Origin of the sequence: Streptomyces sp. Sge12, assembly GCF_002080455.1 — a bacterium.
GTDB lineage: Bacteria > Actinomycetota > Actinomycetes > Streptomycetales > Streptomycetaceae > Streptomyces.
Map to the genome: position 1 here is coordinate 5,329,067 of NZ_CP020555.1, position 24,410 is coordinate 5,353,476.

Consider the following 24,410-nt stretch of genomic DNA (forward strand, 5'->3'; position numbering starts at 1 on the left):
TTACGCCAGCAGGCGGTGGACGGATCCCCACCCGTCCACCGCCGCTGTCATTCTGCCGGGCACGTCGGCGCTTCCCGGTGCGACCGACCGCCAGGCCCCGCAAAGCCCCCCACGGCCTTCGCGGAGCGTTTCGGTCGCACCGGAGTGTGCCCGGCGGAGTACAGGATTTCGGTTGTCACGCCCCTGCCGAAAGGGGTTTCAACTGTGGCCGAAAGGGCGTGGTGACCACGTGTGACGGCGTGCATACTCATGGAGCGGGGGGATTGCGGTTGCACAGGTGGGGGTTCGGTGCTGCGTATCCATTTCACTGGAGTGGACCTGGCACGCGTACGGATGGCAGGGCGTCCCGATGCGTTGTGGGAAACGATTCTGAGCTTTCACCGCTTAAGAGACCGGCGCGATGCCCGGTTGTTCGGTGAATGGCGTACGGAAACCCGGAGCAGGTTGAATAGTGAAACACGTACGCTCGGTATGCTCATACCGAGTCGTGGTTATTTCCCCGATTTCCTGACCCCTGTGGAGGGGCAGTACGGGTGGGACGTGGGCCTCGACGCGCTGCGCGGGATCCGTCCCGAGCGCATGCGGCGCGAGCTGCAGCTGCTGGGCGCCGGTGCGCCGATGGCGCCGCGGCTCCGGGAGTTCATGGACGACGAGGGCGGCAAACAGCTGCCGCGGCTCATGGGAGAACTGCGCGCCTACCACCGGGCGGCCGTGGAGCCGTACTGGACGCACATCCAGGCCCAGATCGAGGCCGAGCGGGCCGCGCGCGGCCGGGCCCTGCTGGACGGGGGCGCGGACGAACTGCTGTCCTCGCTGCCGCCGATGCTGCGCTGGCGGGCGCCGGTGCTCGAGTGCGACTACCCGGTGGACCGTGACGTACGGCTGCGGGGGCGCGGGCTGCTGCTCCAGCCGTCCTTCTTCTGCCGGCGCACGGCGGTGACCCTGCACGATCCGGAGCTGCCGCCGGTGCTGGTCTACCCGGCCGCGGCGCAGCTGGCCTCGGCGCCCGCGGGGGGCGAGTCGGCCCGGCCCGTGGAGGAGCAGCGCCAGCGCACGCTGGGCAAGCTGGTCGGGCACACCCGCTCGGTGGTGCTGCGGGCCATAGGGGACGGCGCGACCACCAGCGAGCTGGCCCGCCGGGCCGGGGTCTCGCTGGCCTCGGCGAGCCAGCACGCCTGCGTGATGCGGGAGGCGGGGCTGGTGACCACGCTGCGGCGGGGGAACGCGGTGCTGCACACCGTGACGCCGCTGGGGGCTGCGCTGCTGAAGGGTGGGGCCGTCGCGTCGTGAACGGGGCCGCGCCCCGGCGGGGTTCGTACCCGTCGGGGCGCGGTCGGTCGTGCGGGTGCGGCGCCGCTGCGGGGGCGCTGCCCCCGAACCCCCGCGCCTCAAACGCCGGCGGGGCTGGAGGGGCGGTCAGGTGCGGAAGGGTCCTGTTACCTCGTAGGTGATGCCGCCGGACGAGCTGCCGCTCGTGCCGCGCTGGCTGGAGAAGTAGAGGCGGTTGCCGGCGGGCGAGAAGGCCGGGCCGGTGATCTCCGAGGAGGACTGGCCGGTGATCCGCAGGAAGGGCGCGACCACGTCGTCCGGGGTGATCACGCAGATCTCCATGTTGCCGCCGTCCTCGGCCACGTACAGGTCGCCGAACGAGGACCCGGTGACGTTGTCCACGCCGGTCAGCGGGGCCGCTCCGCCGGGCACGAGCGAGTCGTCGTAGGCCAGCTCGTACGTGTTGTTCGTGAGGTTGAGCTGCCAGACCCGGTTGTCGCCCTTGGTGGTGAACCAGACGGTGTCGTTCGCGTAGTGGCAGCCCTCGCCGCCGTTGAACTTCTTCGAACCGGACACCTGGCTGCGGGTCGCGGTCGGCGAGCCGTCCGGGTCGGGGACATTGGCCCAGGTGAAGGAGCCGGAGGTGGCGGTGCCCGCCTTCAGCACCTGGAGGGTGCCGGAGGAGAGGTTGCCCCAGGTGGTCGGGACGAACCGGTAGAAGCAGCCGCTCGTCTCGTCCTCGGTCAGGTAGATGACCTTCCGCACGGGGTCGGCGGCGGCCGCCTCGTGCTTGAAGCGACCCATCGCCGGGCGCTGGACGGCCGCGTTCACCCCGTACGGGTCGGTCTCGTAGACGAAGCCGCGGTCGACCTCCTCGCAGGACAGCCAGGTGTTCCAGGGGGTCTTGCCGCCCGCGCAGTTCTGCCGGGTGTCGGAGAGGATCCGGTGGGCGCCGATGACGGTGCCGGAGGAGTTGAACCGCACGGCGCTCGCGCCGCCGGAAGGGTTGATCTCCGAGTTGGAGACGTAGATCCAGCCCGAGCCGTCGACGAAACACGCCCCGCCGTCGGGGGCGCTGTGCCAGGTGTACGAGGTGCCGCTCACGGTCTGGCCCGAGCGGGCGATGACCCGGCTGGTGAAGCCGCTGGGGAGCATGATGCCGTTGGCGTCGGCCGCGCCGAGCGCCCCGTAGGGACCGGCTCCGGGCTGGGCGGGGGCGGCGTAGGCGGCCCCGTGCATCAACGTGCCGCCGAAGGCGGCAGCAGACGAACCGATCACCGCACCACGCAGGAAGGTACGACGTTCCACGGTCACTCCTGTGGGAGGAAGGCCCCGCGGCCGGTCGGACGCGGGGTCGCACGCGTCGAGGAACCTAGGAGGCGCCAGTTGACGTGGCGCCAACTCCTCATGACGCACGAGCGACCGCTCGGGGGTCAATCCTTCGGCGGCGCCGCGTCGTGGGGCCGGGGAGGACGCGTGGGGAGGACGGTGGAGCTGCGCCCGGTGGCGCCCGCCCGACCTGCGGTTTCGCGGTCCGGAAAGAAAAAGGGAAAAAAGTTTGCGGGGAGCGATGAGTTTCCCGGGGACCCGCGGTCTACCTCTCGAAAACACCGCGCGAGAGAAGAGAGACCCCGATGTCCGCCACCATGATCTTCGTCAACCTGCCGGTCAAGGACCTGGAGGCCAGCAAGGCGTTCTGGAGCAAGCTGGGCTACTCCTTCAACGCCCAGTTCACCGACGAGAACTGCGCCTCGATGGTCATCAGCGACACCATCGTGGCCATGCTCCTCGCCGAGGACCGCTACAAGGACTTCACCCACAAGGAGATCGCGGACGCGACGAAGACGTCCGAGGTGCTGATCTGTCTGAGCGCCGAGAGCCGCACCGCGGTCGACGAGCTGGTGGACGGGGCCCTGGCCGCCGGCGCCACCGAACCCCGTCCCGCCCAGGACCACGGCGTCATGTACGGCCGCGCCTTCGACGACCTGGACGGTCACACCTGGGAGATCATGTGGATGGACCCGTCGATGGTCCAGAGCTGACGACGACACCGCCACCCGCGGTCACGAGGTCGCGGCGGTCCGCACCGGGTAGGTCCGCACCGCCGTCTCCTCGTCGTCCAGGCAGCGCCCCGACTCCAGGTCGAAGCGCTGCTTGAGCAGCGGGGAGGCCACGAAGGGCCGGCCCCCCGCCGTCCCCACCAGCCCGCGCGAGAGCACGTGCGCCCCGGTGAAGGGGTCCTGGTTGCCGATCGCGTACGGGCGCCCCGCGCGGTCGAGGAACACCGCGGCCTGGCTGCCGTCCGGCAGCAGCGCCGCGACCCCGCGCCCGGGGATCAGCGAGGACAGCTCGCACACCGTCAGCCAGCCCTGCGCAACCTGCAGTTCCACGGTCATCGGACGGCTCCTCCTATGGTCAGGACGGCCAGGTCGGGCTTGACCTGGTCACGCTCGGGGACGAACTTCACCGTCGGGTCGGGGGCGCCCGGCGCGTTGACGAAGGACACGAACCGGCGCAGCCGCTCCGGATCCTGGAGCGTCTCGGCCCATTCGTCCCGGTAGGCCGCCACGTGGTCGGCCATCAGGGCCTCCAGCTCCGCGCACAGCCCGAGCGAGTCGTGCACGACCACGTCCCGCAGGTGGGCCAGGCCCCCTTCCAGCCGCTCCAGCCAGGTCGAGGTCCGCTCCAGCCGGTCGGCGGTGCGGATGTAGAACATCAGGAACCGGTCGATCAGCCGGACCAGTTCCGCGTCCGACAGGTCCTGGGCCAGCAGGTCGGCGTGGCGCGGGGTGGCCCCGCCGTTGCCGCCGACGTACAGGTTCCAGCCATTCGCCGTCGCGATGACCCCGAAGTCCTTGCTCTGTGCCTCCGCGCACTCGCGGGCGCAGCCGGAGACCGCCGACTTCAGCTTGTGCGGGGAGCGCAGCCCCCGGTAGCGAAGCTCCAGGTCGATGGCCATCCGGACGCTGTCCTGGACCCCGTAGCGGCACCAGGTCTGCCCCACGCAGGACTTCACCGTGCGCAGGGCCTTCCCGTACGCGTGCCCGGACTCGAAGCCGGCGTCGACGAGCCGCGCCCAGATCCGCGGGAGCTGGTCCACGCTCGCTCCGAAGAGGTCGATCCGCTGCCCGCCGGTGATCTTCGTGTAGAGGCCGAAATCGCGGGCCACCTCGCCGATCACGATCAGTTTGTCGGGGGTGATCTCACCGCCGGGGATGCGCGGGACGACCGAGTACGAGCCGTTGCGCTGCATGTTCGCCAGGAAGTGGTCGTTGGTGTCCTGGAGGGCGGCCTGCTCCCCGTCCAGGACGTAGCCGCTCGCGCCGAGGGTCGGGGCGAGCGAGGCGATGATCGAGCCGACGGTGGGCTTGCAGACCTCGCAGCCGTCGCCGCCCCGGGCCTCCGGCCGGCCGTGGCCGTCGAGCAGCTCCTCGTACGAGGTCAGCCGGCGGGTGCGGACGATCTCGTAGAGCTCGGCCCGGGTGAAGGGGAAGCACCCGCACAGCCCCTGCTCGGTCGCGGCCGGCAGCAGCTGCCCGATCACCTTGACGCAGCTGCCGCAGCCGGTGCCCGCCTTGGTGCACTTCTTGACCTCGGCGAGGGTGGCGCAGGCGGCGATGGCCTTCTTGGTGACGTTGTGGCAGGAGCAGATCACCGCGTGGTCGGGGAGCGCGGAGGGGCCGAGCGCGACCGGGGAGCCGACCCCGGCGGGCAGTACCAGCTGCTCGGGGGAGACGGGCGGGACGCTGCCGGTGAGCGGGCGCAGCAGCCCGTACGAGTCCGCGTCGCCGACCAGCACCCCGCCGAGGAGGACCCCGTCGGGCGAGACGACCAGCTTCTTGTAGACGCCGGAGCGGGAGTCGGACCAGACGACGTCCAGGCTGTCCGGGGTGGTGCCGTGGGCGTCGCCGAAGGAGGCCACATCCACGCCGAGCAGCTTGAGCTTGGTGGAGAGGTCGGCTCCGGTGAACTCCTTCGCACGGCCCAGCAGATCGTCGGCGGCGGTCTCGGCCATCTCGTAGCCGGGGGCGACCAGCCCGTAGACGCGGCCGTCGACGGCGAGGGCGCACTCGCCGATGGCGTAGACGTGCGGGTCGGAGGTCAGGCAGCGGGCGTCGACCGCGATTCCGCCGCGCTCGCCGACGTCCAGCCCGGCATCGCGGGCCAGTTGGTCGCGGGGGCGGACCCCGGCGGAGAAGACCACGAGATCGGTGTCGACGGTGGAGCCGTCGGAGAGCCGCATTCCGCTGACGTGGCCGTCCTCGCCGACCACCACCTCCTGCGTGCCGACCCCGGTGTGCACGGTCAGTCCCATGGACTCGATGGTGCGCAGCAGCGCCGCGCCGCCGCCCTCGTCCACCTGTACGGGCATCAGGCGCGGGGCGAACTCGACGACACGGGTGGCCAGTCCCAGCCCCTGGAGCGCCCCGGCGGCCTCCAGCCCGAGCAGGCCGCCGCCGACGACCGCGCCGCAGCTGCGGCTCTTCGCGTACTCCTCGATCGCGAGGAGGTCCTCGATGGTGCGGTAGACGAAGCAGCCGGGGGCGTCCTTGCCGGGGACCGGCGGTACGAAGGGATAGCTGCCGGTGGCCAGCACCAGGACGTCGTACGGGAACACCCGCCCGGAGCGGGAGGTGACGGTACGGGCGCCCCGGTCGATGTGCTCGGCGGGGTCGTCGAGGTGCAGGTCGATGCCGTGCTGCTCCATGAACCCGGCGGGGGTCATGGACAGGTCCTCGGCGGTGCTCCCGGAGAAGTACGAGGTCAGGTGCACGCGGTCGTAGGCGGGCCGGGGCTCCTCGCAGAGCACCGTGATCCGGTGGGTGGCCGTGGCTCCCCGCTCGGCGAGCGCTTCGAGGTAGCGCTGGCCGACCATGCCGTGCCCGATGAGCACGATCGTGGGCAAGGGCTCGGACATGTCAGTGGCCTCCGTCGTCGGTGAGCAGGTGGAACAGGTCGTGCGGTGCCTCCCCGCCCTCCCAGGTGCGGGCGAGCGCCCCCACCGTGGAGAGCTCGCCGAGCAGCACCCCGCCGACGAGGCGGTCGCCCCGCAGGACGACCTTCCGGTAGGTCCGGCGGGTGGCGTCGGCGAGGCGGACCACGTCGTCGCCGGGCAGGGCGGTGGTCTCGCCGAAGGCGGCGAGGTCCAGGGAGGCGTTCTCGGCTCCGCCGAGGGTGAGGCGGGTGAGGGCGCGGGTGCCGGTGTAGGTGGCGGGCCCGCCGGTGAGGACCGCCGCCAGGACGTCGGCCTGCTCCAGGGCGGCGCCGGCGAGGCCGTACACCTGGCCGGCGTGCTCGGCGCAGTCGCCGATGGCGTGGATGTGCGGGTCGCCCGTGCGGAGGTGGTCGTCGACCACGATGCCGGTGCGGACGTCGAGGCCGGCGGCCCGGGCGAGGCCGGTGCGAGGGCGGACGCCGCAGGCGAGCACGACGAGATCGGCCTCCAGCCGGTAGCCGTCGGCGAGCTCGACCCCCGTGACCTTGCGGGTGCCTCCCCGCGTGGCCGGGCGCGCCTGCCCAGCCGGGCGCGCCTGCCCAGCCGGGCGCGCCTGCCCAGCCGGGGGCGCCTGCCCAGCCGGGGGCGCCTGCCCAGCCGGGGGCGCCTGCCCAGCCGGGCGCGCCTGCCCAGCCGGGGGCGCCTGCCCAGCCGGGGGCGCCGCCCCCGGACCCCCGGTGGGCTGGATCCGCAGGCCGCGGACCCGGCATTCCGTGTGGATCTCGACACCGAGTGAGGTCAGGTGGGTGTGCAGCAGGGCGGAGGCCTCGGCGTCCAGTTGGCGTTCCATCAGGCGCTCGCCCTGTTGCGCCAGGACCACCTGCGCGCCCCGCGCGGCGAGCGCACGGGCCGCGGAGACGCCCAGCAGGCCGCCGCCGATCACCACCGCCCGCACCCCGGGGCGCAGCGCCGCCGAGAGTGCGAGGCAGTCGTCCATCGTGCGGAACGCGTGGACCCCGTCCGGGAGGTCCCGGCCCTGCGGCTCGAACAGCCCGCGCAGCGGCGGGAGCACCGCGTTCGAGCCCGTGGCCAGCACCAGCGTGTCGTACTGCGCCACCGTGCCGTCGTCGCACAGCACGGTCCGGTCGGTGCGGTCGATCCGTACCGCGCGGACGCCCCGGCGCAGGGCCGGGCCGGGCGCCGGCAGGGCCGTCACCTCCGGCGCGTACCGGCCCGCGAGGACCTCCGCGAGCAGGACCCGGTTGTACGGCGCGCGGGTCTCCTCGCCGAGGACGGTCACGGCCGCGGCCGGGCCGAGCCGCTGCGCGAGCCGCAGGCCCGCGAGGCCGCCGCCGATCACCACCACACGCTGGTCCGAGGTCATGCCACGAGCGTGCGCGGCCGCTGTTTCCCCTCGGCATCGCCCCTGTTACCCGGACGGAACGCCGACCTCAGCGCCCGGGTTAAGGGTCGGTGAGGCCTTCCTCAAGGCCGGCTTAAGGATCATCGGGGCCGCCGTCGGGGCCCTTAGCGTGCTCCGTATGCGAGATGCGGCGGTGCGGGTGAGGGGCGGGATGCTGGGCGGGGCGGGGGTGGTGGTCCTGCTCTGGGCGGTGCAGGTGCGGCCCTCGGCCCGGCCCGACGCGCTGTTCGCCACCGCCGCGCACCTGTCCGGTCTGCTCGCCGGCTACGGGGTGCTGGTGCTGCTCTTCCTGATGGCCCGGGTTCCGGCCGTGGAGCACGGGGTCGGCGCCGACCGCCTCGCCCGCTGGCACGCCTTCGGCGGCCGGTACGTCCTGCTCCTCGTCTTCGGGCACGGCCTCTTCGCCCTGCTCGGTTACGCCGTGCACGAGGGGACCGACGTGCTCTCCGCCGTCCGGGAGCTGCTCGGCTACCCCGCGCTCGCCGCCGCCGCGGCCGGGACCGTCCTGCTGGCCGCGGTCGGCGTGACCTCCGCCCGGGCGGTACGCCGCCGGGTGCCGCACGAAACCTGGCGCGGGGTGCACCTGCTCGTGTACTTCGCCGCCGCCCTCGCCTTCGGGCACCAGCTCGCCGGGCCCGATCTGGCCGCGGCCGGCTGGTTCTGGGCGCTCGCCCACACCGTCGTCGCCGTACTGCTGGTCTGGTACCGCGCCGTGGTTCCCGTACGGCAGGCCCTGCGGCACGCGCTGCGGGTGGCGGACGTCCGGGTCGAGGGGCCGGGGGTGGTCTCCGTCGTCATGTACGGGCAGCACCTGGCCGAGCTGCGGGCGGAGCCGGGGCAGTTCCTGCGCTGGCGGTTCCTCCAGCGGCGGCTGTGGCACACCGCCCTGCCGTTCTCGCTGTCCGCGCCGGTCCGCGGGAACGCCCTGCGGATCACGGTCAAGGGGCTCGGCGGCCACTCCCGCCGGATCCGGCGGCTGCGCCCCGGGACGCGGGTGCTGGCCACCGGGCCGTTCGGCGCGCTCACCGCCGCCCGGCGGACCCGGCCCAAGGTGCTGCTGATCGCGGGCGGGGTCGGGATCACCCCGATGCGGGCCCTGTTCGAGACGCTGCCCGGCGGTCCCGGGGACATCACCCTGCTCTACCGGGCCGGGGCCGAGGAGCACCTGGTCCTGCGGGCGGAGCTGGAGGCCATCGCCGCCGAGCGGCAGGCCGGTCTGCACTATCTGCTCGGGCCGTCCGGCGCCGCCTACGATCCGCTGGCCCCGCAGGCGCTGGACGCGCTGGTGCCGGACCTGGCCGAGCACGACGTGTACCTGTGCGGGCCGCCGGGGATGGCCGAGGCGACCCGGGCCGCGCTGCTGCGGGCCGGGGTGCCGGCCGGCCGTATCCACTGCGAGTGCTTCAGCTTCTGAGCCGCGCTCCCGCTGCCCGCGCTCCCGCTGCCCGCGCTCCCGCTCTCTTCCCGCTGTCCCGGCTGTCCCCGCGTTCCGTGCGTTCCCCGAGGAGTCACCGCCCCATGCGTCACCCGCTGCACGTCGCCCTCTCCGTACCCGTCGGCTCCGGGGGGCCGGCGACGACGGCCCGGCACCGCAAGCCGCGCCGCCCCTCGCCGGTGCGGGTCGCGCTCGCCGCGCTGGCCTCCGTACCGCCCGCGCGGCGGCTGGCGGCGGGGCTGGGGGCGGCCAGTGTGCTGGCCGCGAGCGTGCTGACGGCGGCCGTGGACCCGGCGGCCCCGGTCGCGCCGGACCGGGTCCCGGCCCGGCAAACCTCAACCTTTGCGCAAGTTTCCGGAGATTGATGGTCACTGCACCCGACAGGTCCATAGGGTCGGGTCGTGCCTGACATATCAACGACCATGATCGTCGTCCTGTGCGTGGCCGCGGCGGCCGCCGGCTGGATCGATGCGGTGGTGGGCGGCGGTGGCCTGCTGCTCCTGCCCGCGCTCCTGCTCGGTCTGCCCCATGCCCACCCCGCCACCGTCCTCGGTACCAACAAGGCCGTGGCCATCGTCGGCACCGCCGGGGCGGCCGTGACGTACGTCCGCAAGGCCCCGGTGAACGTCAAGCTGGCCGTCCGCATCGGCCTGGCCGCGCTCGCCGGATCGATGGGCGGCGCCGCGCTCGCCGGCGGCATCAGCAAGGACGCGCTCCGCCCGCTGATCATGGGGGTGCTCGTGATCGTCGCGGGCGTCGTGATCTTCAAGCCGGGCTTCGGCACCGCCCCCTCGACCGAACCCGTCAGCCGCAAGCGGGTGCTGCTCGCGATCGGCCTCGCGGGCCTCGGCATCGGCTTCTACGACGGCCTCATCGGGCCAGGTACCGGCACCTTCCTGGTGCTCGCGCTCACGGCGCTGCTCCACCTCGACCTGGTCACGGCCTCCGCCACCGCCAAGATCGTGAACTGCTGCACCAACGCCGGGGCGCTCGCGATGTTCGCCTACCAGGGCATGGTGCTGTGGCAGCTGGCCGCGCTGATGGCGGTGTTCAACCTGGCCGGCGGCATGATCGGAGCGAGGATGGCCCTCAAGAAGGGCAGCGGCTTCGTCCGCGGCGTGCTGCTGACCGTGGTGGGCGCGCTGGTGGTCAAGCTGGGCCTGGAGCAGTGGGGCTGACCCTCCGAAAGGGACGGGCAAGGACCCCCTAGTACGTCCCGGTGAGGTGCGCGAAGACGACCACGTTGCCGCGGTAGCCGGTGCGCGGGGAGAAGCCGCCGCCGCAGGTGATCACCCGTAGCTCGGCGCGCGCCGACGGCCCGTACACGCGGGTGTCGGGGAAGGCCTTGGCGTCGTAGACCTCGACCGCGTGGACCGTGAACACCGCCGTACGGCCGTCCGCGCGCGGGACCTCGATGGACGCCCCGCGACGCAACGCGCCCAGGTGGTAGAAGACCCCCGGACCGGCGGCGTCGTCCACGTGCCCGGCGATCACGGCGGTGCCGGTGGCGCCCGGCGTGATGCCGTCGCGGTACCAGCCGGCCAGGTCGCGCCGGTCGGGCGGCGGCACTTCGAGGCTGCCGTGCGCGTCCAGCCCGAGCCCGGTCAGCGGTGCGTCGACCCGGATGGAGGGGATCCGGATCCGGCCCGGCGGCGAACCGGGGAGCGGGGCGATACCGGGGCCCACCGCGCCGGCGGCGGTCAGTGACTCGGCGGGGGAGGGCAGCGGCGGTCCGACGGGCTCGCGGGAACCGCTGGTGACGAGCCAGATGCCGACGCACGCGGCGAGTGCGACGAGGCCTCCGTGGCGGGCGGTGGGGGTGCGGGGGAGCCGGCGCCGCGCGCCACCGAAATCGCCACCCATGCGTACCCCCTCGGCTTCCGTTTCCGTTTCGGGGTGACTGGCCGTCGCCCGGCCCCGCGAACGGGGGGGACCTCGCGGGGCGGGCGACGGGGGACGGTACCGGTCGGACCGCGGCCGGAGCCGCGGTGGGCGTCCGTCAGCTCCGCGTGCCGCTCGCCCGGCGACGCAGGAGCCAGGTACCGCCGACGGCGGCAGCGGCCAGTACGACCGCTCCCGCCGCGATCTTGGCGGGGTCGGTGGTGGTGGTCGTGCCACCACCCACCCCGGTGTTGACGTGGCCCTGCGGGCCGCGTTCGGTGACGATCAGGTCGCCGGTGGCGAACTTGCCGTTCGCGCAGGTCGCGCCGATGGCATAGGTGCCGGGGCGGGTGCCGTGGGCGACATGGAACTGCCCCACGACCACCTCCTTGTGGGTGCCCGGCACCAGCTTGAACCGGCCGCCGCCGACCGTCGTGGCATCGCCGTCCGCGTGGCTGCCACTGCCGCAGGCGGTGGTGTTCACAGTGACGGTGGCGCCGGGGGCGGCGGACTTGGGCCACACCTCCAGCGGCGAGAAGTCCCCGGGCGCGAAGCCCACCACGCCGAGCTCCGCGGCGGCGACCGCACCGGCCACCGGCCCGGTGAACGCGACGGCGGTCAGCGCGCTCGCGGTGAGCACGTGTGCGGTACGTCGGCGCATGGGGACTCTCCTGGAGACACGGGGTCGTGTTTCCGAGGAAACCCGGCCCACTGGCCGCGCGCCTGCTGATGTCCCGTCAGGTCTGGCTCCCCGGCCCGGCCCGCGCGCCGTTTTTGCAGGTCAAACCTGCCCCTGCGGCCATCGGGGCGGTCCGCTCCGTCCGGGTGATTTCGTCTTCCCCGCGTCAGGCCGGCGGGAGCGCCACCGTGGCCGAGGCACCCCCGGGGGCCGGGTTCGCGAGCGTGACCCGGGCCCCGATGACCTGTGCCTGGCCGAGGGCGATGGTCAGCCCCAGCCCCGTGCCCTGGCCGCGTTCGGGAGCGCCCGTCAGGAACCGCTGCGGCCCCTCCCGCAGCAGCCGCTCCGGGAAACCGGGCCCGTGGTCCCGTACCGTCACGGTCGTCCCCGACACCGTCACCGTCACCGGGCCCCCGCCGTGCCGCCGGGCATTGGCCAGCAGGTTCGCCAGGATCCGCTCCAGCCTCCGTACGTCGGTGCGCACCCGGGCCGGCGTCCGCCCGCCGACGACCTCCGCGGCCACCCCCGAACGCCGCGTGATCGACTCCACCAGCGGCCCCAGCGCGTGGGCCTCCCACTGCGGCTCCTCCCGGTTCGCGTCGAGCCGGGCCACCTCCAGCAGGTCCTCCGTCAGCGTCCGCAGCGCCGCGACCCGGTCGCGCACCAGCTCCGTGGGCCGCCCCGGCGGCAGCAGCTCGGCAGCGGTGTGCAGCCCCGTCAGCGGGGTCCGCAGCTCGTGCGCCACGTCCGCGGTGAACCGCTGCTCCGCCTCCAGCCGCTGCTGCAGGCTGGCCGCCATCGAGTCGACCGCCGAGGACAGTGCGGCGACCTCGTCCCGGGCCCCCGGCACCCCCGACGGCCCGATGCGCGCGTCCAGTTCCCCCGCACTGATCCGGCGGGCCGTCTCCGCCGCCGCGCGCAGGTCCCGGCTGAGCCGGGAGGCCAGCAGCGCACCGCCCAGCGCCGCGAGCGCCACGACCGAGGCCCCGTACGCCACCAGCCGCCGGTCCAGTTCGGCGAGTTCGGCCCGCTCACCGGCCAGCGACTGCCGTACGGACAGCACGCGGTCCCCGCCGATCGGCCGGGCGGCCCAGACCACCGGGTCCGGACCGGCCATGTCCAGGTAGGTGCTGCGCTGCCCGGCGAGTGCCGCCGCACGCAGCGGGCCCGGCAGCTGCGGGCAGTCGATCCGGGCGTCGGCCTCGCCGACCTTGTCGCGGTCGAGCCGGCCCGTCAGCTCGTACACCTTCCGTACGCTGATCAGCTGGGCGGTGGCGCTCGCCCGGGCCGCGTCACCGATCTGGCGGGCCCGCGCCCCGTGGATCAGGATCCCGATGGCGACCGCGACGAGCAGGCAGCCGACGGCGAGCAGGATCGCGATCCTCCAGCGCAGCCCGAGGGCCCGCAGCAGCCGCCGGCCGCGCATCAGCAGGGGTCTCACCGTGCGCGCCGCCCGTCCGTGGTGGCGCAGTCGGGCGCCGGGGTCTCGTCGGGGTCGCAACCGGCCCCGGACTTGCGAAAGCGCCGCTCGTCATTGACGACCGTCATCCGGTCGCCGCCCCAGTGGTAGCGGACGACCTGCTCGGAGCCGTCGTCGGCGGCGATGCGGACCAGCAGGTCCGTGCCGATCGCATCGGCCGCCAGCTGCCGGCCGATGGTGAACAGGACGGAGACGATCCGGCCGTCGACCACCGAGTAGACGCTCAGGGCCGAGCGGCCGGTGGCCGTGTCGGCGGCCACGATCAGCTCCGACTGCCCGTCCCCCGTCAGATCCCGGTACACGGGCGGGCGCAGACCCGCCCGGCCGGGCGCCTCGATGGAGTCCTTCCCGAGGTACGGCCGCATCCGCGGGTCGGCGCGCGCCACCTCGACCGGATCCACCCCCTGCACCCCCTCCGCCCCCACCTCGGGGGCGTTCTTGAGAGGTGTCGGCGCCGGCTCCTGCCGGCCCACCGCCGCCCCGGGCACCGAGGACCAGGCGGGCCAGAGCGGTTCGGGGTGGGGCTGGCTGGACACGGGGGGCGCGGGCGTCGTGGGCCCGAGCCCGCCGCCGGGCGCGGAGCAGCCGCCGGCGGCGAGTGCGCACAGGCCCAGGAGGGCGGCGGGGAAGCGGCGGGACGAAGGTGTCATGGACGCAGAACCGTGAGGCGGAAGGGGGCATCGCCGACGCTAGACGGCCCGGGTCACGGCCGCCGGGAGGTTGTGTAACAGCGGTGCGTACGGTGGTGTGGCGCGGGAAAGTCGGGACTTTCGGCCCGGCCCCCGCACTGCCGCACCACCCGAGGGAGGGCCCCGTGACATCGGTCGAACAGCTGCCGGACCCGAGCGATCCGCTCCCGTTCTTCGTCTACGGGACCCTGCGCCCGGGCGAGGTCAACCACGGGCTCTTCCTGCGCGGCCGCACCGCCCGCGAGGAGCCCGCCACCCTCCCGGACGCGGCGCTCTACGACGGCCCCGGATACCCGTACGCGGTCCACCGCCCCGGCACCGCGATCGTCGGCGAACTGATCACGGCGGCGCCGGGCGCGTATGGGAAGCTGCTCGCCGCGCTGGACCAGCTGGAGGAGTACGAGGGCCCGGGCCGCCCGGGGAACGTCTATGACCGGATCGCCCGGCCGGCCCTGCGACCCGACGGCACCCCGGTCCGCGCCTGGGTCTATCTGGCGTCCCCGCTGATAGCCCGCGACCTGCGGGAAAGGGGCAGGGAGATCCCCGGCGGCGACTGGTTCGCGCGCCGCTGAAGCGCGGTCACAGCCCCTCGGCGCCGCGGTTGCGCAGCCGCTGGCCGTACTGCTGGAGCACCCACAGCTCCTGCTGGACGGCCGCGTGCTGCTCCGGCGGGGCCTGCGGGCTCAGCCGCGTCATGGTGCCCTGGATCTCCAGGACCCGCCGGTCGACGGCCCGCAGGCGGACCTGGACCAGCTGGACCCCGGCGTAGATCTCGTCCACCGTCTTGGCGTGGATGGCCTCGACCGCCAGCTCCGTGACCATCGCGCGGACGGTGTCGTTCGGGGCGGCCTCGCGGACCCGGGCCAGGTAGTCGTCGGCGGCCTGCGAGGCGCCGCCCGCGTCCTGGATGGCCTGGCGGACCGCGGCGTAGGGCGGGGCGGTGAACTCGTCGATCCCGTACGCGTCGAATGCGGGCGAGACCAGGGCCGGCCGCTGGAGGGCGAGCTTCAGCAGCTCGCGCTCGGTGCGGTGGGCCGGGCTGCGCAGGTTCAGCGCGGGACCGCCGGCCGGCTGGGCGGCGGGCGCGGGGGCGGCCTCGTGGGAGGGGCGGCCCCGACCCCGGTCACCGCCGGGGCGGCCGCCCTGCCCTCCGTCGCCCTGGCCGCGCTCGCGGGCCCAGCGGGCCAGCTGTGCGACCCGCTTGACCACGAACTGCTCGTCGAGGATGCCCAGCATGCCCGCCAGCTGGACCGCCGACTCGTGCTGGATCGAGAGGTCCTTGATGCTCGCCACGACCGGCGCGGCCTCGGCCAGCGCGGCCGCCCGGCCGGCCGGGTTCTCCAGGTTGTGCCGGGACACGATGTGCCGCAGGGCGAACTCGAACAGCGGCGTGCGGGCCTCCACCAGGCCGGACACGGCCGCGTCGCCCTGGGCGAGGCGCAGGTCGCAGGGGTCCATCCCGCCGGGGGCGATGGTGATCGAGGTCTCCGCGGCGAACTTCTGGTCGTCCTCGAAGGCCCGCAGCGCGGCCTTCTGGCCCGCCGCGTCGCCGTCGAAGGTGAAGATCACCTCGGCGGTGGCGTTGTCCATCAGCAGCCGGCGCAGGATCTTGATGTGGTCCCCGCCGAAGGCCGTGCCGCACGTCGCGATCGCGGTGGTGACCCCGGCCAGGTGGCAGGCCATCACATCCGTGTAGCCCTCGACCACCACGGCCCGGGAGGTCTTCGCGATCTCCTTCTTCGCCAGGTCGATGCCGTACAGGACCTGGGACTTGCGGTAGATGGCGGTCTCGGGGGTGTTCAGGTACTTCGGCCCGTTGTCGTCGTCGCGCAGCTTGCGCGCGCCGAAGCCGACCACCTCGCCGCTGATGTCGCGGATCGGCCACATCAGGCGGCCGCGGAAGCGGTCGATGGGCTTGCCGCTGCGGCTGTCCTGGGCGAGCCCGGAGGTGATCAGTTCCTTGTCGCTGAAGCCCTTCCCGCGCAGGAACCGGGTCAGGTGGTCCCACCCGGCCGGGCTGTACCCCACGCTGAAGTGCGCGGCCGCGGCCTGGTCGAAGCCGCGCTCCGCCAGGAACTTGCGGCCGATCTCCGCCTCGGGGCCGCCCAGCTGGTCCATGTAGAACTGGGCGGCGGCCTTGTGGGCCTCTACCAGCCGGATGCGGTCACCGCGGCCGCTGGTGCCGGCGGTGTAGCCGCCCTCCTCGTACCGCAGGGTGATGCCGGCCAGGCCGGCCAGGCGCTCGACCGCCTCCGAGAAGGAGAGGTGGTCGATCTTCATGACGAAGTCGAGGGTGTCCCCGCCCGCCTGGCAGCCGAAGCAGTGGTAGAGCCCCTTGCTGGGGCTGACCTGGAAGGAAGGGGACTTCTCGTCGTGGAAGGGGCACAGGCCCTTGAGGTTGCCGCCGCCCGCGTTGCGCAGCTGGAGGTACTCGGAGACCACGGCGTCGATCGGGACCGCGTCCCGTACCGCCTTCACGTCGTCGTCGTTGATCCGTCCTGCCACCCGTGAAGTCTACGGCCGGGCGCCGGCAATTCCGTCAGGCCCCCTGGGACCGCACCAGGGCATCGAGCGGAACGGACGGGTCCGCCAGTGCCTCGCGGTTGACCGGGGCCTTTGACCTGATCAGAGCCTGGACGTGCTCGGTGACGTCCCAGACATTCACATTCATTCCGGCCAGCACCCGCCCCTCCGACAGCCAGAACGCGATGAACTCCCGCTTGCCCACGTCCCCGCGGATCAGCACCTGGTCGTAGCCGCCGGGCGGCGCGTACCCCGAGTACTCCATCCCCACGTCGTACTGGTCCGAGAAGAAGTACGGCACCCGGTCGAAGCCGGCCTCCTGCCCCAGCATCGCCCGCGCGGCGGCCGGGCCGCCGTTCAGCGCGTTGGCCCAGTGCTCCACCCGCAGCCGGGTGCCGAGCATCGGGTGGTGCGCGGCGGCCACGTCCCCGACCGCGTACACGTCCGGGTCGGAGGTGCGCAGGGACGAGTCCACGGCGATCCCGCCGCCGTGCTCCCGGTCGACCAGGGCGAGCCCGGCGGTCTCGGCGAGCGCGGTCCGAGGGGCGGCCCCGATGGCGGCGAGCACCGCGTGCGCCGGGTGCTCGTCCCCGTCGTCCGTACGGGCGGCCAGCACCATGCCGTCGTGGCCGACGATCTCGGTCAGCCGCGCCCCGAAGTGGAACCGCACCCCGTGATCGGCGTGCAGGTCCGCGAAGAGCCGGCCGATCTCCGGGCCGAGCACCGCGTGCAGCGGCGTCGCCTCCGGCTCGACGACGGTGACCTCCGCGCCGTAGCCGCGGGCCGCGGCCGCCACCTCCAGGCCGATCCACCCGGCGCCCGCGATCAGCAGGTGCCCGTTGTCCCGGCCGAGACCGGCCAGGACGCCCTTGAGCCGCTCCGCGTGCGCGAGGCGCCGCAGGTGGTGCACCCCGACCAGGCCGGTGCCGGGGATGTCCAGCCGGCGCGGCTCGGCGCCGGTGGCCAGCAGCAGCTTGTCGTAGTGCAGGACGGTGCCGTCGCCGAGGAGCACCTTTTTGGCCTCCCGGTCGAGGTGCACCGCCGGCTGGCCGAGGTGCAGCTCGACGTCGGCGGCCGCGTACCAGGAGGGCTCGTGGACGAAGACGCTCTCCCGGTCCTCCTTGCCCGTCAGGTAGCCCTTGGACAGCGGGGGGCGTTCGTACGGATGGTCGCGCTCGTCGCCGATCAGGATCACCCGCCCCGTGAACCCCTCGGACCTCAGCGTTTCGGCCGCCTTGGCTCCGGCGAGCCCTGCGCCGACGATGACGAACGTCCGGTGTGCGTCGACCACCTGATGCCTCCTCATAACCTCTCCGCCACATGCGAGCACATGCGAGCGTCCCGCACCGAGCCTGCCGCGTGAAGGGGGAGTGGCTCGATCAGCTCACCTTTCGGCGCGTCGGCCGCGCCGGGTGAGGCGTGCGTGAAGGGAACGGGCGGATGCGTCCGTGAGGCACGCGATCTGGTCGATGACCGCCCTTTTCCTGGCCCGGTCGTCCGGGGCCGCGTCGAAGATCGCCCGGAACTGCGGGTCCAGTCCCTCGGGCGCGCGGGCGCTGAGCGCCTCCGCCAGTTCGGCCAGGACGATGCGCTGGTCGGCGCGGATCCGTTCCTGCTCGTCACGCTGCATGACGTACAGGTCGGCGACCGCCTTGAGCACCGCGCACTCGTTGCGCGCCTCGCGGGGGACCACCAGCTCGGCGCCGTACCGGGTCAGGCGGCCCGATCCGTACGCCTCCCGGGTGGCCCCCTCGGCGGCCAGGCAGAACCGGCCGATCAGCTGGCTCGTGGCGTCCTTCAGCCGAGCCTGGGCGACGGCCGAACCGTCGTACCCGTGCGGCCACCACTCCTCCTCCATCAGCCGGTCGAGGGCGGCCCGCAACTCCTCGGGCGCGGTGTCGGCGGGGACGTACCGGCCGATGGCGACCTGCCAGATCGCCGTGCGCTCGGGCTCCGCGAAGAGGAGGTTGGGGTCGAGGTGGCCGGCGTGCAGACCGTCCTCGAAGTCGTGGACGGAGTACGCGACGTCGTCGGCCCAGTCCATGACCTGCGCCTCGAAGCACTTGCGGTCGGCGGGCGCGCCGCGGCGCAGCCACTCGAAGACCGGCAGGTCGTCCTCGTACGCGCCGAACTTCACCGAGGCGGGATCGGTGGGGTGGTCCCCGCGCGCCCACGGGTACTTGGTGGCGGCGTCGAGGCAGGCCCGGGTGAGGTTGAGGCCGACGCTGACGAGTTCCCCGCTCGCCGGATCGGGCACGAAGCGCTTGGGCTCCAGGCGGGTCAGCAGGCGCAGCGACTGGGCGTTGCCCTCGAAGCCCCCGCAGTCCTTGGCGAACTCGTTGAGCGCCTCCTCGCCGTTGTGGCCGAAGGGCGGGTGGCCCATGTCGTGGGAGAGGCAGGCGGCTTCGACGAGGTCGGGGTCGCAGCCGAGCGCCGCGCCGAGTTCGCGCCCGACCTGGGCGCACTCCAGCGAGTGGGTCAGGCGCGTACGGGGGCTCGCGTCCCAGTCGTACGAACGGCTGCCCGGGGTGACCACCTGGGTCTTCCCGGCGAGCCGGCGCAGCGCGGCGGAGTGCAGTACGCGGGCGCGGTCGCGCTGGAAGGCGGTCCGGCCGGGCCGTTTGTCGGGTTCGGTGGCCCAGCGTTCGGTGTCGGCCGCGTCGTAGAGGCCGTGGTGGTCGTCGGTGAGGGCGTGCGTGGTGCCTTCCATGACCAGACGATAACCGGAACCTCTGACATATCGGGATCAGGCGGAGAGCAGTTCCGGCCGTGCCCGGTCCAGGGGGCGGGCGAGGGCCTCGTCGTAGCGGTGCAGCAACAGGCGGGCCAGGGCCGGATGGTCGCCCAGCGGGGCGGCGGCGCAGTCCGGCGCGGCCGCGGCGGTCTGCGCGGCGAAGCGGCCGGGAGCGGCGAAGTACGAGGCCACGGCGATCCGGTGGTGACCGCGCGCGACGAGGGCCCGGACCGCGTCGGGGGCGCTCGGCGCGGCGGCGGAGGCGTAGGCGGGGGTCACCGGGACGCCGCCGAGGCGCTCGGAGAGCAGGGCGGCGGTGCGGCGGGTGTCGGCCGCCGCGTCGGGGTCGCGGGAACCGGCGGCGGCGAGCACGACGGCCGCACCGGGGGCCGGGGTCCAGCCCGTCTCCAGGAGCCGTTCGTACAGGGCCTCGACGAGCAGGGGGTGCGGGCCCAGCGGGGTGGCGACACGGGTGAGCAGGTGGCCGGCCCGGGCGGCGGCCGCCGGGAGGTCACGCTTGACGTGGTACCCGCGGCCGAGCAGCAGCGGAACGAGCACCGCCGAACCGGACAGCCCGCTCAGGGTGTCGTCGAGCAGCGGCTCGTTCAGCTCGATGTGGCCGAGCCGGACGTCGAGGCGCGGACGGAGCTCGCGGACCCGTTCGAGGAGGGCGCGGGCGGTGTGCAGGGCGCGCGGGTCACGGCTGCCGTGGGCCACGGCGACGAGGGTGGGCTGCATGGGCGGACTCCGGGTCGGCGCAGGCCGCTGAGCTGGGTGCCCAGCTGGAGGGTGATGCGGCCGAGCAGCTCGGCCGTACTGTCGAAGGGGAGGGCGGGAAATTCGGGAGGGTGCACCGGCTCCGTCATGAATCGATCCTGCGCGCCGGAGATTGCCGGTGCGTTGCGCGGGGATGACGGGTGTTTGCCGGGTGCTCACAGGGCGGCCGGCCCGGTTGTCGATCCGGGGGCCGGGCGAACCGCGCGGCGCCCGTACGCGTCCTGACCAGCGGAGCAGTGGACCGCCGAGATACCAGGGGATGGATGATGCGCCGACCGCGCCTGCCGAGAATCGACTGGAGCCGGGCGGTGGCGGCGCTGCGCGCCGTACGGACCCGGCGGCTGGCGGTGCAGGCCGTCATGGCGGGCTGCGTGCTGGCGCTGCTGCCCTCGGCGTGGATGCACGCGGTGGCCGCCGACCGGCTGCGGACCACGGCGGACGCACCCGCGGCCGAGGTGGCCGTGGTGTTCGGCGCGGGCCTGTGGCGGGGCCGGCCCACGCCCTACCTGGCCGACCGGCTCGACGCCGCCGCCGAGCTGTACCGCACCGGCAAGGTCAAGGTCGTCCTCGTCACCGGGGACAACAGCCGCACGGAGTACGACGAACCCGACGCGATGCGTACGTACCTGACCGCGCACGGGGTGCCGGACGAGCGGATCGTCAGCGACTACGCGGGCTTCGACACCTGGGACTCCTGCGTACGGGCCAAGGAGATCTTCGGTGTGGAGCGGGCCGTGCTGGTCACCCAGGGCTTCCACATCCGCCGGGCCGTCGCCCTGTGCCAGGCGGCGGGCCTGGACTCGTACGGCGTCGGGGTGGCCGACGTGCACGACGCCACCTGGTACTACGGCGAGACCCGCGAGGTCTTCGCGGCGGGCAAGGCGGCGCTGGACGCGACCTTCAAGCCCGCCCCGCACTTCCTGGGGCCGAAGGAGGAGGGGGTGTCACGGGCCCTGGCCGCTCTGACAGACTGACGCCCCGCCGGATATGCCGATTAGTCATATGCCGGTCAGTCCCGTACGAGAGCGTCAGGGGTGTGGAACCGTGGCTGTTGTGGATCTGAGCGGCAAGGTCGTCGTCATCACCGGTGGAGCCCGCGGCCTCGGCGCCGCCGCCGCGCAGGCCGTCGTGGACGGCGGCGGCCGGGTACTGATCACCGACGTGCTGGAGGCGGAGGGCGCCGGGACGGCCGCGAAGCTCGGGGACGCGGCGCGCTTCGTGCGGCACGACGTGACGAGCGAGGCCGACTGGCGGACGGCCCTGGAGCACGCGGTCGCCGCGTTCGGCCGCATCGACGGCCTGGTGAACAACGCGGGCATATCCACCGGCGAGTTCCTGGAACACGAGAGCGTCGAGCACTTCCGCCGGGTCGTCGAGATCAACCTGGTCGGCGTGTTCATCGGCATCAAGTCCGCGATCCCGCTGCTGCGCGCGAACGGCGGCGGGTCCATCGTCAACATCTCCTCCGCCGCCGGCCTGACCGGCCTCGCGCTCACCGCCGGGTACGGGGCCTCCAAGTGGGGCGTGCGCGGCCTGTCGAAGATCGGCGCGGTGGAGCTCGCCGAGGCGGGGATCCGCGTCAACTCCGTGCACCCCGGCATGACGCTGACCCCGATGACCGCCCCGATCGGCATCCAGGAGGGCGCGGGCAACTACCCCGGCGCCCCGCTGGGCCGCGTCGGCGTACCCGAGGAGATCGCGGCGGCGGTCGCCTTCCTCCTCTCGGACGCCGCCGGGTACATGACGGGCGCCGAACTCGCCGTCGACGGCGGCTGGACGGCCGGCCTGACAGCGAAGCACCTGACGGGCCGCTGACCGCCCCCGGCGCCCCGTCCCCGCTCCGGCCGCCGCTTAATCGGGTGCCGTCGGCGGGGCACCGGGCTACGGTCCCGCCTGTGGATCAGGAAGACCGGGACCGGGAGCAGGAGCAGGAGCTGGACCGGGCTCGCGCCGCACCCCTCGTACGCGACGCCCTCCCCGCCCTCGCGGCCGAACTCGTGCGGCTGCTGGAGGAGGAGGGCGAGCGCGAACTCGCCATCTGCGCCCACGACCTGCGCATCATCGCGGATTGCGGTTGCGGCGACGACTTCTGCCAGAGCTTCTACACCGAACGCCGCCCGACCGGGCCGTACGGGCCGGGCCACCGCAACGTGCCGCTCTTCGCGGACCGCGGCTACCTGATCCTCGACGTCGTCCACGGGCGGATCATGTTCGTGGAGGTCCTCGACCGGCCCGAGCTGCGGCCGGCCCTCACCGCGGCCCTCGCCCCCGCCCCCGCCCCCGCCCTCGCCCCGTCCCTCACCCCGGCCCGGGCCGCCGCCGAGGCCGGGGCCTCACCGGGGCCGGCGGTCGGCGCTGAGGGGGAGCACCCAGGGCCGTAACGCGGGGCGGCGGCCCGTGTAACACCGGCGGCGCACGCTGGGGCCATGCGCACCTCCGACTCCGCCACCGACACGCACTGCCCGTACTGCGCCCTGCAGTGCGGAATGCGGCTCCGCCCCGAACCGGGCGGCGCCACCGTGACCGTGGAGGAGCGGGCCGACTTCCCCGTCAACCGGGGCGCGCTGTGCGGCAAGGGCCGTACCGCGCCCGCCGTGCTCTCCTCCCGGGTCCGCCTGACCGAGCCGCTCGTCCGCACCCACGCCGGGCGGCTGGAACCGGCCACCTGGGAGGAGGCCCTCGACGCCGTCGCCGAGGGCCTCGCCCGCACGGGCCGCTCGTACGGGCGGGACGTCGTCGGCGTCTTCGGCGGCGGCGGGCTCACCAACGAGAAGGCCTACGCGCTCGGCAAGTTCGCCCGGGTCGCCCTGCGCACCTCGCAGATCGACTACAACGGCCGTTTCTGCATGTCCTCGGCCGCCGCCGCCCACCAGCGGGCCTTCGGACTCGACCGCGGGCTGCCCTTCCCGCTGGAGGACATCCCGCGCACCGGCTGCGTGATCCTCGTCGGCTCGAACCTGGCCGAGACCATGCCGCCCGCCCTGCGCTACCTCACCGAGCTCAGGGCGAACGGCGGAACCCTGATCGTCATCGACCCGCGCCGCACCCGCACCGCCGAACAGGCCGACCTGCACCTCGCCCCGCGCCCCGGCACCGACCTCGCCCTCGCCCTCGGCCTGCTCCACCTGGTCGTCGCCCAGGACCGCACCGACGAGGAGTTCATCGCCGCCCGCACCACCGGCTGGGAGCAGGCCCGGGCCGCCGCGATGGCCCACTGGCCGGAACTGGTGGAACGCATCACCGGGGTACCCGTCCCCAGGCTCCGCGAGGCCGTGGCCCTGTTCTGCGCCCCGGAATCCGCCATGGTCCTCACCGCCCGCGGCCCCGAGCAGCAGTCCAAGGGCACCGACACCGTCGGCGCCTGGATCAACCTGTGCCTCGCCACCGGCCGGGCCGGCCGCCCGCTCTCCGGCTACGGCTGCCTCACCGGGCAGGGCAACGGCCAGGGCGGCCGCGAGCACGGACAGAAGGCCGACCAGCTCCCCGGCTACCGCAAGCTCACCGACCCGGCGGCCCGCGCCCACGTCGGCGAGGTCTGGGGCGTCGACCCCGACAGCCTCCCCGGCCCGGGCCGCAGCGCCTACGAACTCCTCGACGCCCTCGGCACGGACGTGAAGGCCCTGCTCCTGATGGGCTCGAACCCGGTGGTCTCGGCCCCCCGCGCCGCCCACATCGAGGAGCGCATCCGCTCCCTGGACTTCCTGGCGGTCGCCGACGTCGTCCTCTCCGAGACGGCGGCCCTCGCGGACGTGGTCCTGCCGGTCACCCAGTGGGCGGAGGAGACCGGCACCACCACCAACCTGGAGGGCCGCGTCCTGCTCCGCCGCCGGGCCCTCACCCCGCCGCCGGGGGTCCGCAGCGACCTCGACGTCCTGCACGGGCTCGCCGGCCGCCTGGGCGTCGAGAAGGGCTTCCCCACCGAACCGGAGGAGGTCTTCGAAGAACTGCGGCGCGCCTCGGCCGGCGGCCCGGCGGACTACTCGGGCATCAGCTACGCCCGTATCGAGGCCGAGCAGGGCGTCTTCTGGCCCTGCCCCGAAGGCTCCGCGGGGACCGAGCGGCTCTTCCTGGACGGCTTCGCCACCGACGACGGCCGGGCCCGCTTCGTCCCCGTCTCCCACCGGGACGCCGCCGAGGTCCCCGACGCGGACTACCCGCTGCTGCTCACCACCGGCCGGGTGGTCGCCCAGTACCAGTCCGGGGCCCAGACCCGCCGGGTGGACGAGCTCAACGCGGCCGCCCCCGGCCCCTTCGTGGAACTGCACCCGCGGCTGGCCGCCCGGATCGGCGCGGTCGACGGCAGCCCCCTCGCCGTGACCTCCCGCCGGGGCCGCGCGGTGGCCCCCGCCCGCATCACCGACACCATCCGGGCGGACACCGTGTTCATGCCCTTCCACTGGCCGGGCGAGGGCCGCGCCAACTCCCTGACCAACCCGGCGCTCGACCCGGTGTCCCGGATGCCGGAGTTCAAGGTCTGCGCGGTCCGCGTCGAGCCTGCCTAGGTCGAAAGAGGCGGCCCAGGAGCCCGGACGGCCTCCGCCGGCGGCTCCCGGGGGCAGTTCGGGGTCTGCCGGCCGACCGGTT

Annotated in this window: 22 protein-coding genes; 10 read left to right on the forward strand and 12 right to left on the reverse strand. The window is 74.0% G+C overall.

The genetic code is table 11. The annotated features are described in order from the left end of the window. Positions 1-288: 288 nt before the first annotated feature. A complete protein-coding gene (locus B6R96_RS23810) occupies positions 289-1,290 on the forward strand; it encodes an ArsR/SmtB family transcription factor (protein WP_030384609.1) in 1,002 nt (333 codons plus the stop codon). A gap of 126 nt (positions 1,291-1,416) precedes the next feature. On the opposite strand, the gene B6R96_RS23815 is transcribed toward B6R96_RS23810, so the two are convergent. Continuing rightward, positions 1,417-2,577: an alkaline phosphatase PhoX gene (locus B6R96_RS23815; RefSeq protein ID WP_081523586.1), complete on the reverse strand. Its 1,161-nt coding sequence runs from the start codon at positions 2,575-2,577 to the stop codon at positions 1,417-1,419. Between the two features lie 326 nt (positions 2,578-2,903). Between B6R96_RS23815 and B6R96_RS23820 the strand changes: the two genes are divergently transcribed. Beyond that, positions 2,904-3,311 (forward strand): VOC family protein, encoded by a 408-nt coding sequence (locus tag B6R96_RS23820; protein ID WP_079404885.1) that lies wholly within the window; start codon positions 2,904-2,906, stop codon positions 3,309-3,311. A gap of 21 nt (positions 3,312-3,332) precedes the next feature. Here the strand turns inward: B6R96_RS23820 and nirD are convergent, their stop codons facing one another. The 3 genes from nirD to B6R96_RS23835 are packed head-to-tail and all read right to left on the reverse strand — an operon-like array spanning position 3,333 to position 7,589. Beyond that, the gene (gene nirD, locus B6R96_RS23825; RefSeq protein ID WP_081523587.1) at positions 3,333-3,665 is read right to left on the reverse strand and encodes a nitrite reductase small subunit NirD; all 333 of its coding nucleotides are present in this window, start codon (positions 3,663-3,665) and stop codon (positions 3,333-3,335) included. Next, a complete protein-coding gene (gene nirB, locus B6R96_RS23830) occupies positions 3,662-6,187 on the reverse strand; it encodes a nitrite reductase large subunit NirB (protein ID WP_081523588.1) in 2,526 nt (841 codons plus the stop codon). The genes nirD and nirB overlap by 4 nt, the downstream gene beginning before the upstream one ends. A gap of 1 nt (position 6,188) precedes the next feature. Beyond that, positions 6,189-7,589: an NAD(P)/FAD-dependent oxidoreductase gene (locus B6R96_RS23835; RefSeq protein WP_081523589.1), complete on the reverse strand. Its 1,401-nt coding sequence runs from the start codon at positions 7,587-7,589 to the stop codon at positions 6,189-6,191. Positions 7,590-7,746: 157 nt separating this feature from the next. Between B6R96_RS23835 and B6R96_RS23840 the strand changes: the two genes are divergently transcribed. The 3 genes from B6R96_RS23840 (at position 7,747) to B6R96_RS23850 (ending at position 10,241) form a co-directional block, all read left to right on the forward strand. Beyond that, positions 7,747-9,042: a ferredoxin reductase family protein gene (locus B6R96_RS23840; RefSeq protein ID WP_081525221.1), complete on the forward strand. Its 1,296-nt coding sequence runs from the start codon at positions 7,747-7,749 to the stop codon at positions 9,040-9,042. 104 nt (positions 9,043-9,146) lie between these two features. Then, entirely contained in the window at positions 9,147-9,428 is a 282-nt protein-coding gene (locus B6R96_RS23845) for a hypothetical protein (RefSeq protein WP_081523590.1), read from the forward strand. Positions 9,429-9,464: 36 nt separating this feature from the next. Then, positions 9,465-10,241 carry a sulfite exporter TauE/SafE family protein gene (locus B6R96_RS23850; RefSeq protein ID WP_030384601.1) on the forward strand — a complete coding sequence of 259 codons (777 nt, stop codon included), beginning with the start codon at positions 9,465-9,467 and terminating at the stop codon, positions 10,239-10,241. Between the two features lie 28 nt (positions 10,242-10,269). Here the strand turns inward: B6R96_RS23850 and B6R96_RS23855 are convergent, their stop codons facing one another. The 4 genes from B6R96_RS23855 to B6R96_RS23870 all read right to left on the reverse strand — a co-directional run bounded on the left by B6R96_RS23855 (position 10,270) and on the right by B6R96_RS23870 (position 13,753). Next, on the reverse strand, positions 10,270-10,926 hold the full coding sequence (locus B6R96_RS23855) for a class F sortase (RefSeq protein ID WP_051778972.1): 657 nt from the start codon (positions 10,924-10,926) through the stop codon (positions 10,270-10,272). 136 nt (positions 10,927-11,062) lie between these two features. Next, the gene (locus B6R96_RS23860; protein WP_030384599.1) at positions 11,063-11,605 is read right to left on the reverse strand and encodes a hypothetical protein; all 543 of its coding nucleotides are present in this window, start codon (positions 11,603-11,605) and stop codon (positions 11,063-11,065) included. Positions 11,606-11,789: 184 nt separating this feature from the next. Then, positions 11,790-13,064, reverse strand: coding sequence for a sensor histidine kinase (locus tag B6R96_RS23865; protein ID WP_237291501.1), 1,275 nt, complete (start codon positions 13,062-13,064; stop codon positions 11,790-11,792). Further along, the gene (locus B6R96_RS23870; protein WP_203351648.1) at positions 13,061-13,753 is read right to left on the reverse strand and encodes a hypothetical protein; all 693 of its coding nucleotides are present in this window, start codon (positions 13,751-13,753) and stop codon (positions 13,061-13,063) included. Before B6R96_RS23870 ends, B6R96_RS23865 begins: the two co-directional genes overlap by 4 nt. 164 nt (positions 13,754-13,917) lie before the next feature. Between B6R96_RS23870 and B6R96_RS23875 the strand changes: the two genes are divergently transcribed. Beyond that, positions 13,918-14,364: a gamma-glutamylcyclotransferase family protein gene (locus tag B6R96_RS23875; protein ID WP_234431641.1), complete on the forward strand. Its 447-nt coding sequence runs from the start codon at positions 13,918-13,920 to the stop codon at positions 14,362-14,364. 7 nt (positions 14,365-14,371) lie between these two features. Here B6R96_RS23875 and dnaG read toward each other — a convergent pair whose 3' ends face one another. The 4 genes from dnaG to B6R96_RS38660 all read right to left on the reverse strand — a co-directional run bounded on the left by dnaG (position 14,372) and on the right by B6R96_RS38660 (position 19,787). Continuing rightward, positions 14,372-16,297, reverse strand: a complete 1,926-nt coding sequence (dnaG, locus tag B6R96_RS23880) for a DNA primase (RefSeq protein ID WP_081523592.1) — start codon at positions 16,295-16,297, stop codon at positions 14,372-14,374. Between the two features lie 34 nt (positions 16,298-16,331). Beyond that, positions 16,332-17,606 carry an NAD(P)/FAD-dependent oxidoreductase gene (locus B6R96_RS23885; protein ID WP_081523593.1) on the reverse strand — a complete coding sequence of 425 codons (1,275 nt, stop codon included), beginning with the start codon at positions 17,604-17,606 and terminating at the stop codon, positions 16,332-16,334. Positions 17,607-17,699: 93 nt separating this feature from the next. After that, complete coding sequence (locus B6R96_RS23890; protein WP_030384593.1) at positions 17,700-19,025, reverse strand: deoxyguanosinetriphosphate triphosphohydrolase; 1,326 nt, start codon at positions 19,023-19,025, stop codon at positions 17,700-17,702. 36 nt (positions 19,026-19,061) lie between these two features. Continuing rightward, positions 19,062-19,787 (reverse strand): sirohydrochlorin chelatase, encoded by a 726-nt coding sequence (locus B6R96_RS38660; protein ID WP_107475572.1) that lies wholly within the window; start codon positions 19,785-19,787, stop codon positions 19,062-19,064. Between the two features lie 305 nt (positions 19,788-20,092). Here B6R96_RS38660 and B6R96_RS23900 point away from each other — a divergent pair, with 305 nt between their 5' ends. The 4 genes from B6R96_RS23900 (at position 20,093) to B6R96_RS23915 (ending at position 24,328) form a co-directional block, all read left to right on the forward strand. Beyond that, positions 20,093-20,800, forward strand: coding sequence for a SanA/YdcF family protein (locus B6R96_RS23900; protein ID WP_030384592.1), 708 nt, complete (start codon positions 20,093-20,095; stop codon positions 20,798-20,800). Between the two features lie 28 nt (positions 20,801-20,828). Beyond that, on the forward strand, positions 20,829-21,641 hold the full coding sequence (locus B6R96_RS23905; protein ID WP_081523594.1) for a glucose 1-dehydrogenase: 813 nt from the start codon (positions 20,829-20,831) through the stop codon (positions 21,639-21,641). Between the two features lie 80 nt (positions 21,642-21,721). After that, a complete protein-coding gene (locus B6R96_RS37735; protein ID WP_203351649.1) occupies positions 21,722-22,207 on the forward strand; it encodes a hypothetical protein in 486 nt (161 codons plus the stop codon). A 45-nt stretch (positions 22,208-22,252) separates the two neighbouring features. Beyond that, positions 22,253-24,328, forward strand: coding sequence for a molybdopterin oxidoreductase family protein (locus tag B6R96_RS23915; RefSeq protein WP_081523595.1), 2,076 nt, complete (start codon positions 22,253-22,255; stop codon positions 24,326-24,328). Positions 24,329-24,410 lie beyond the last annotated feature (82 nt).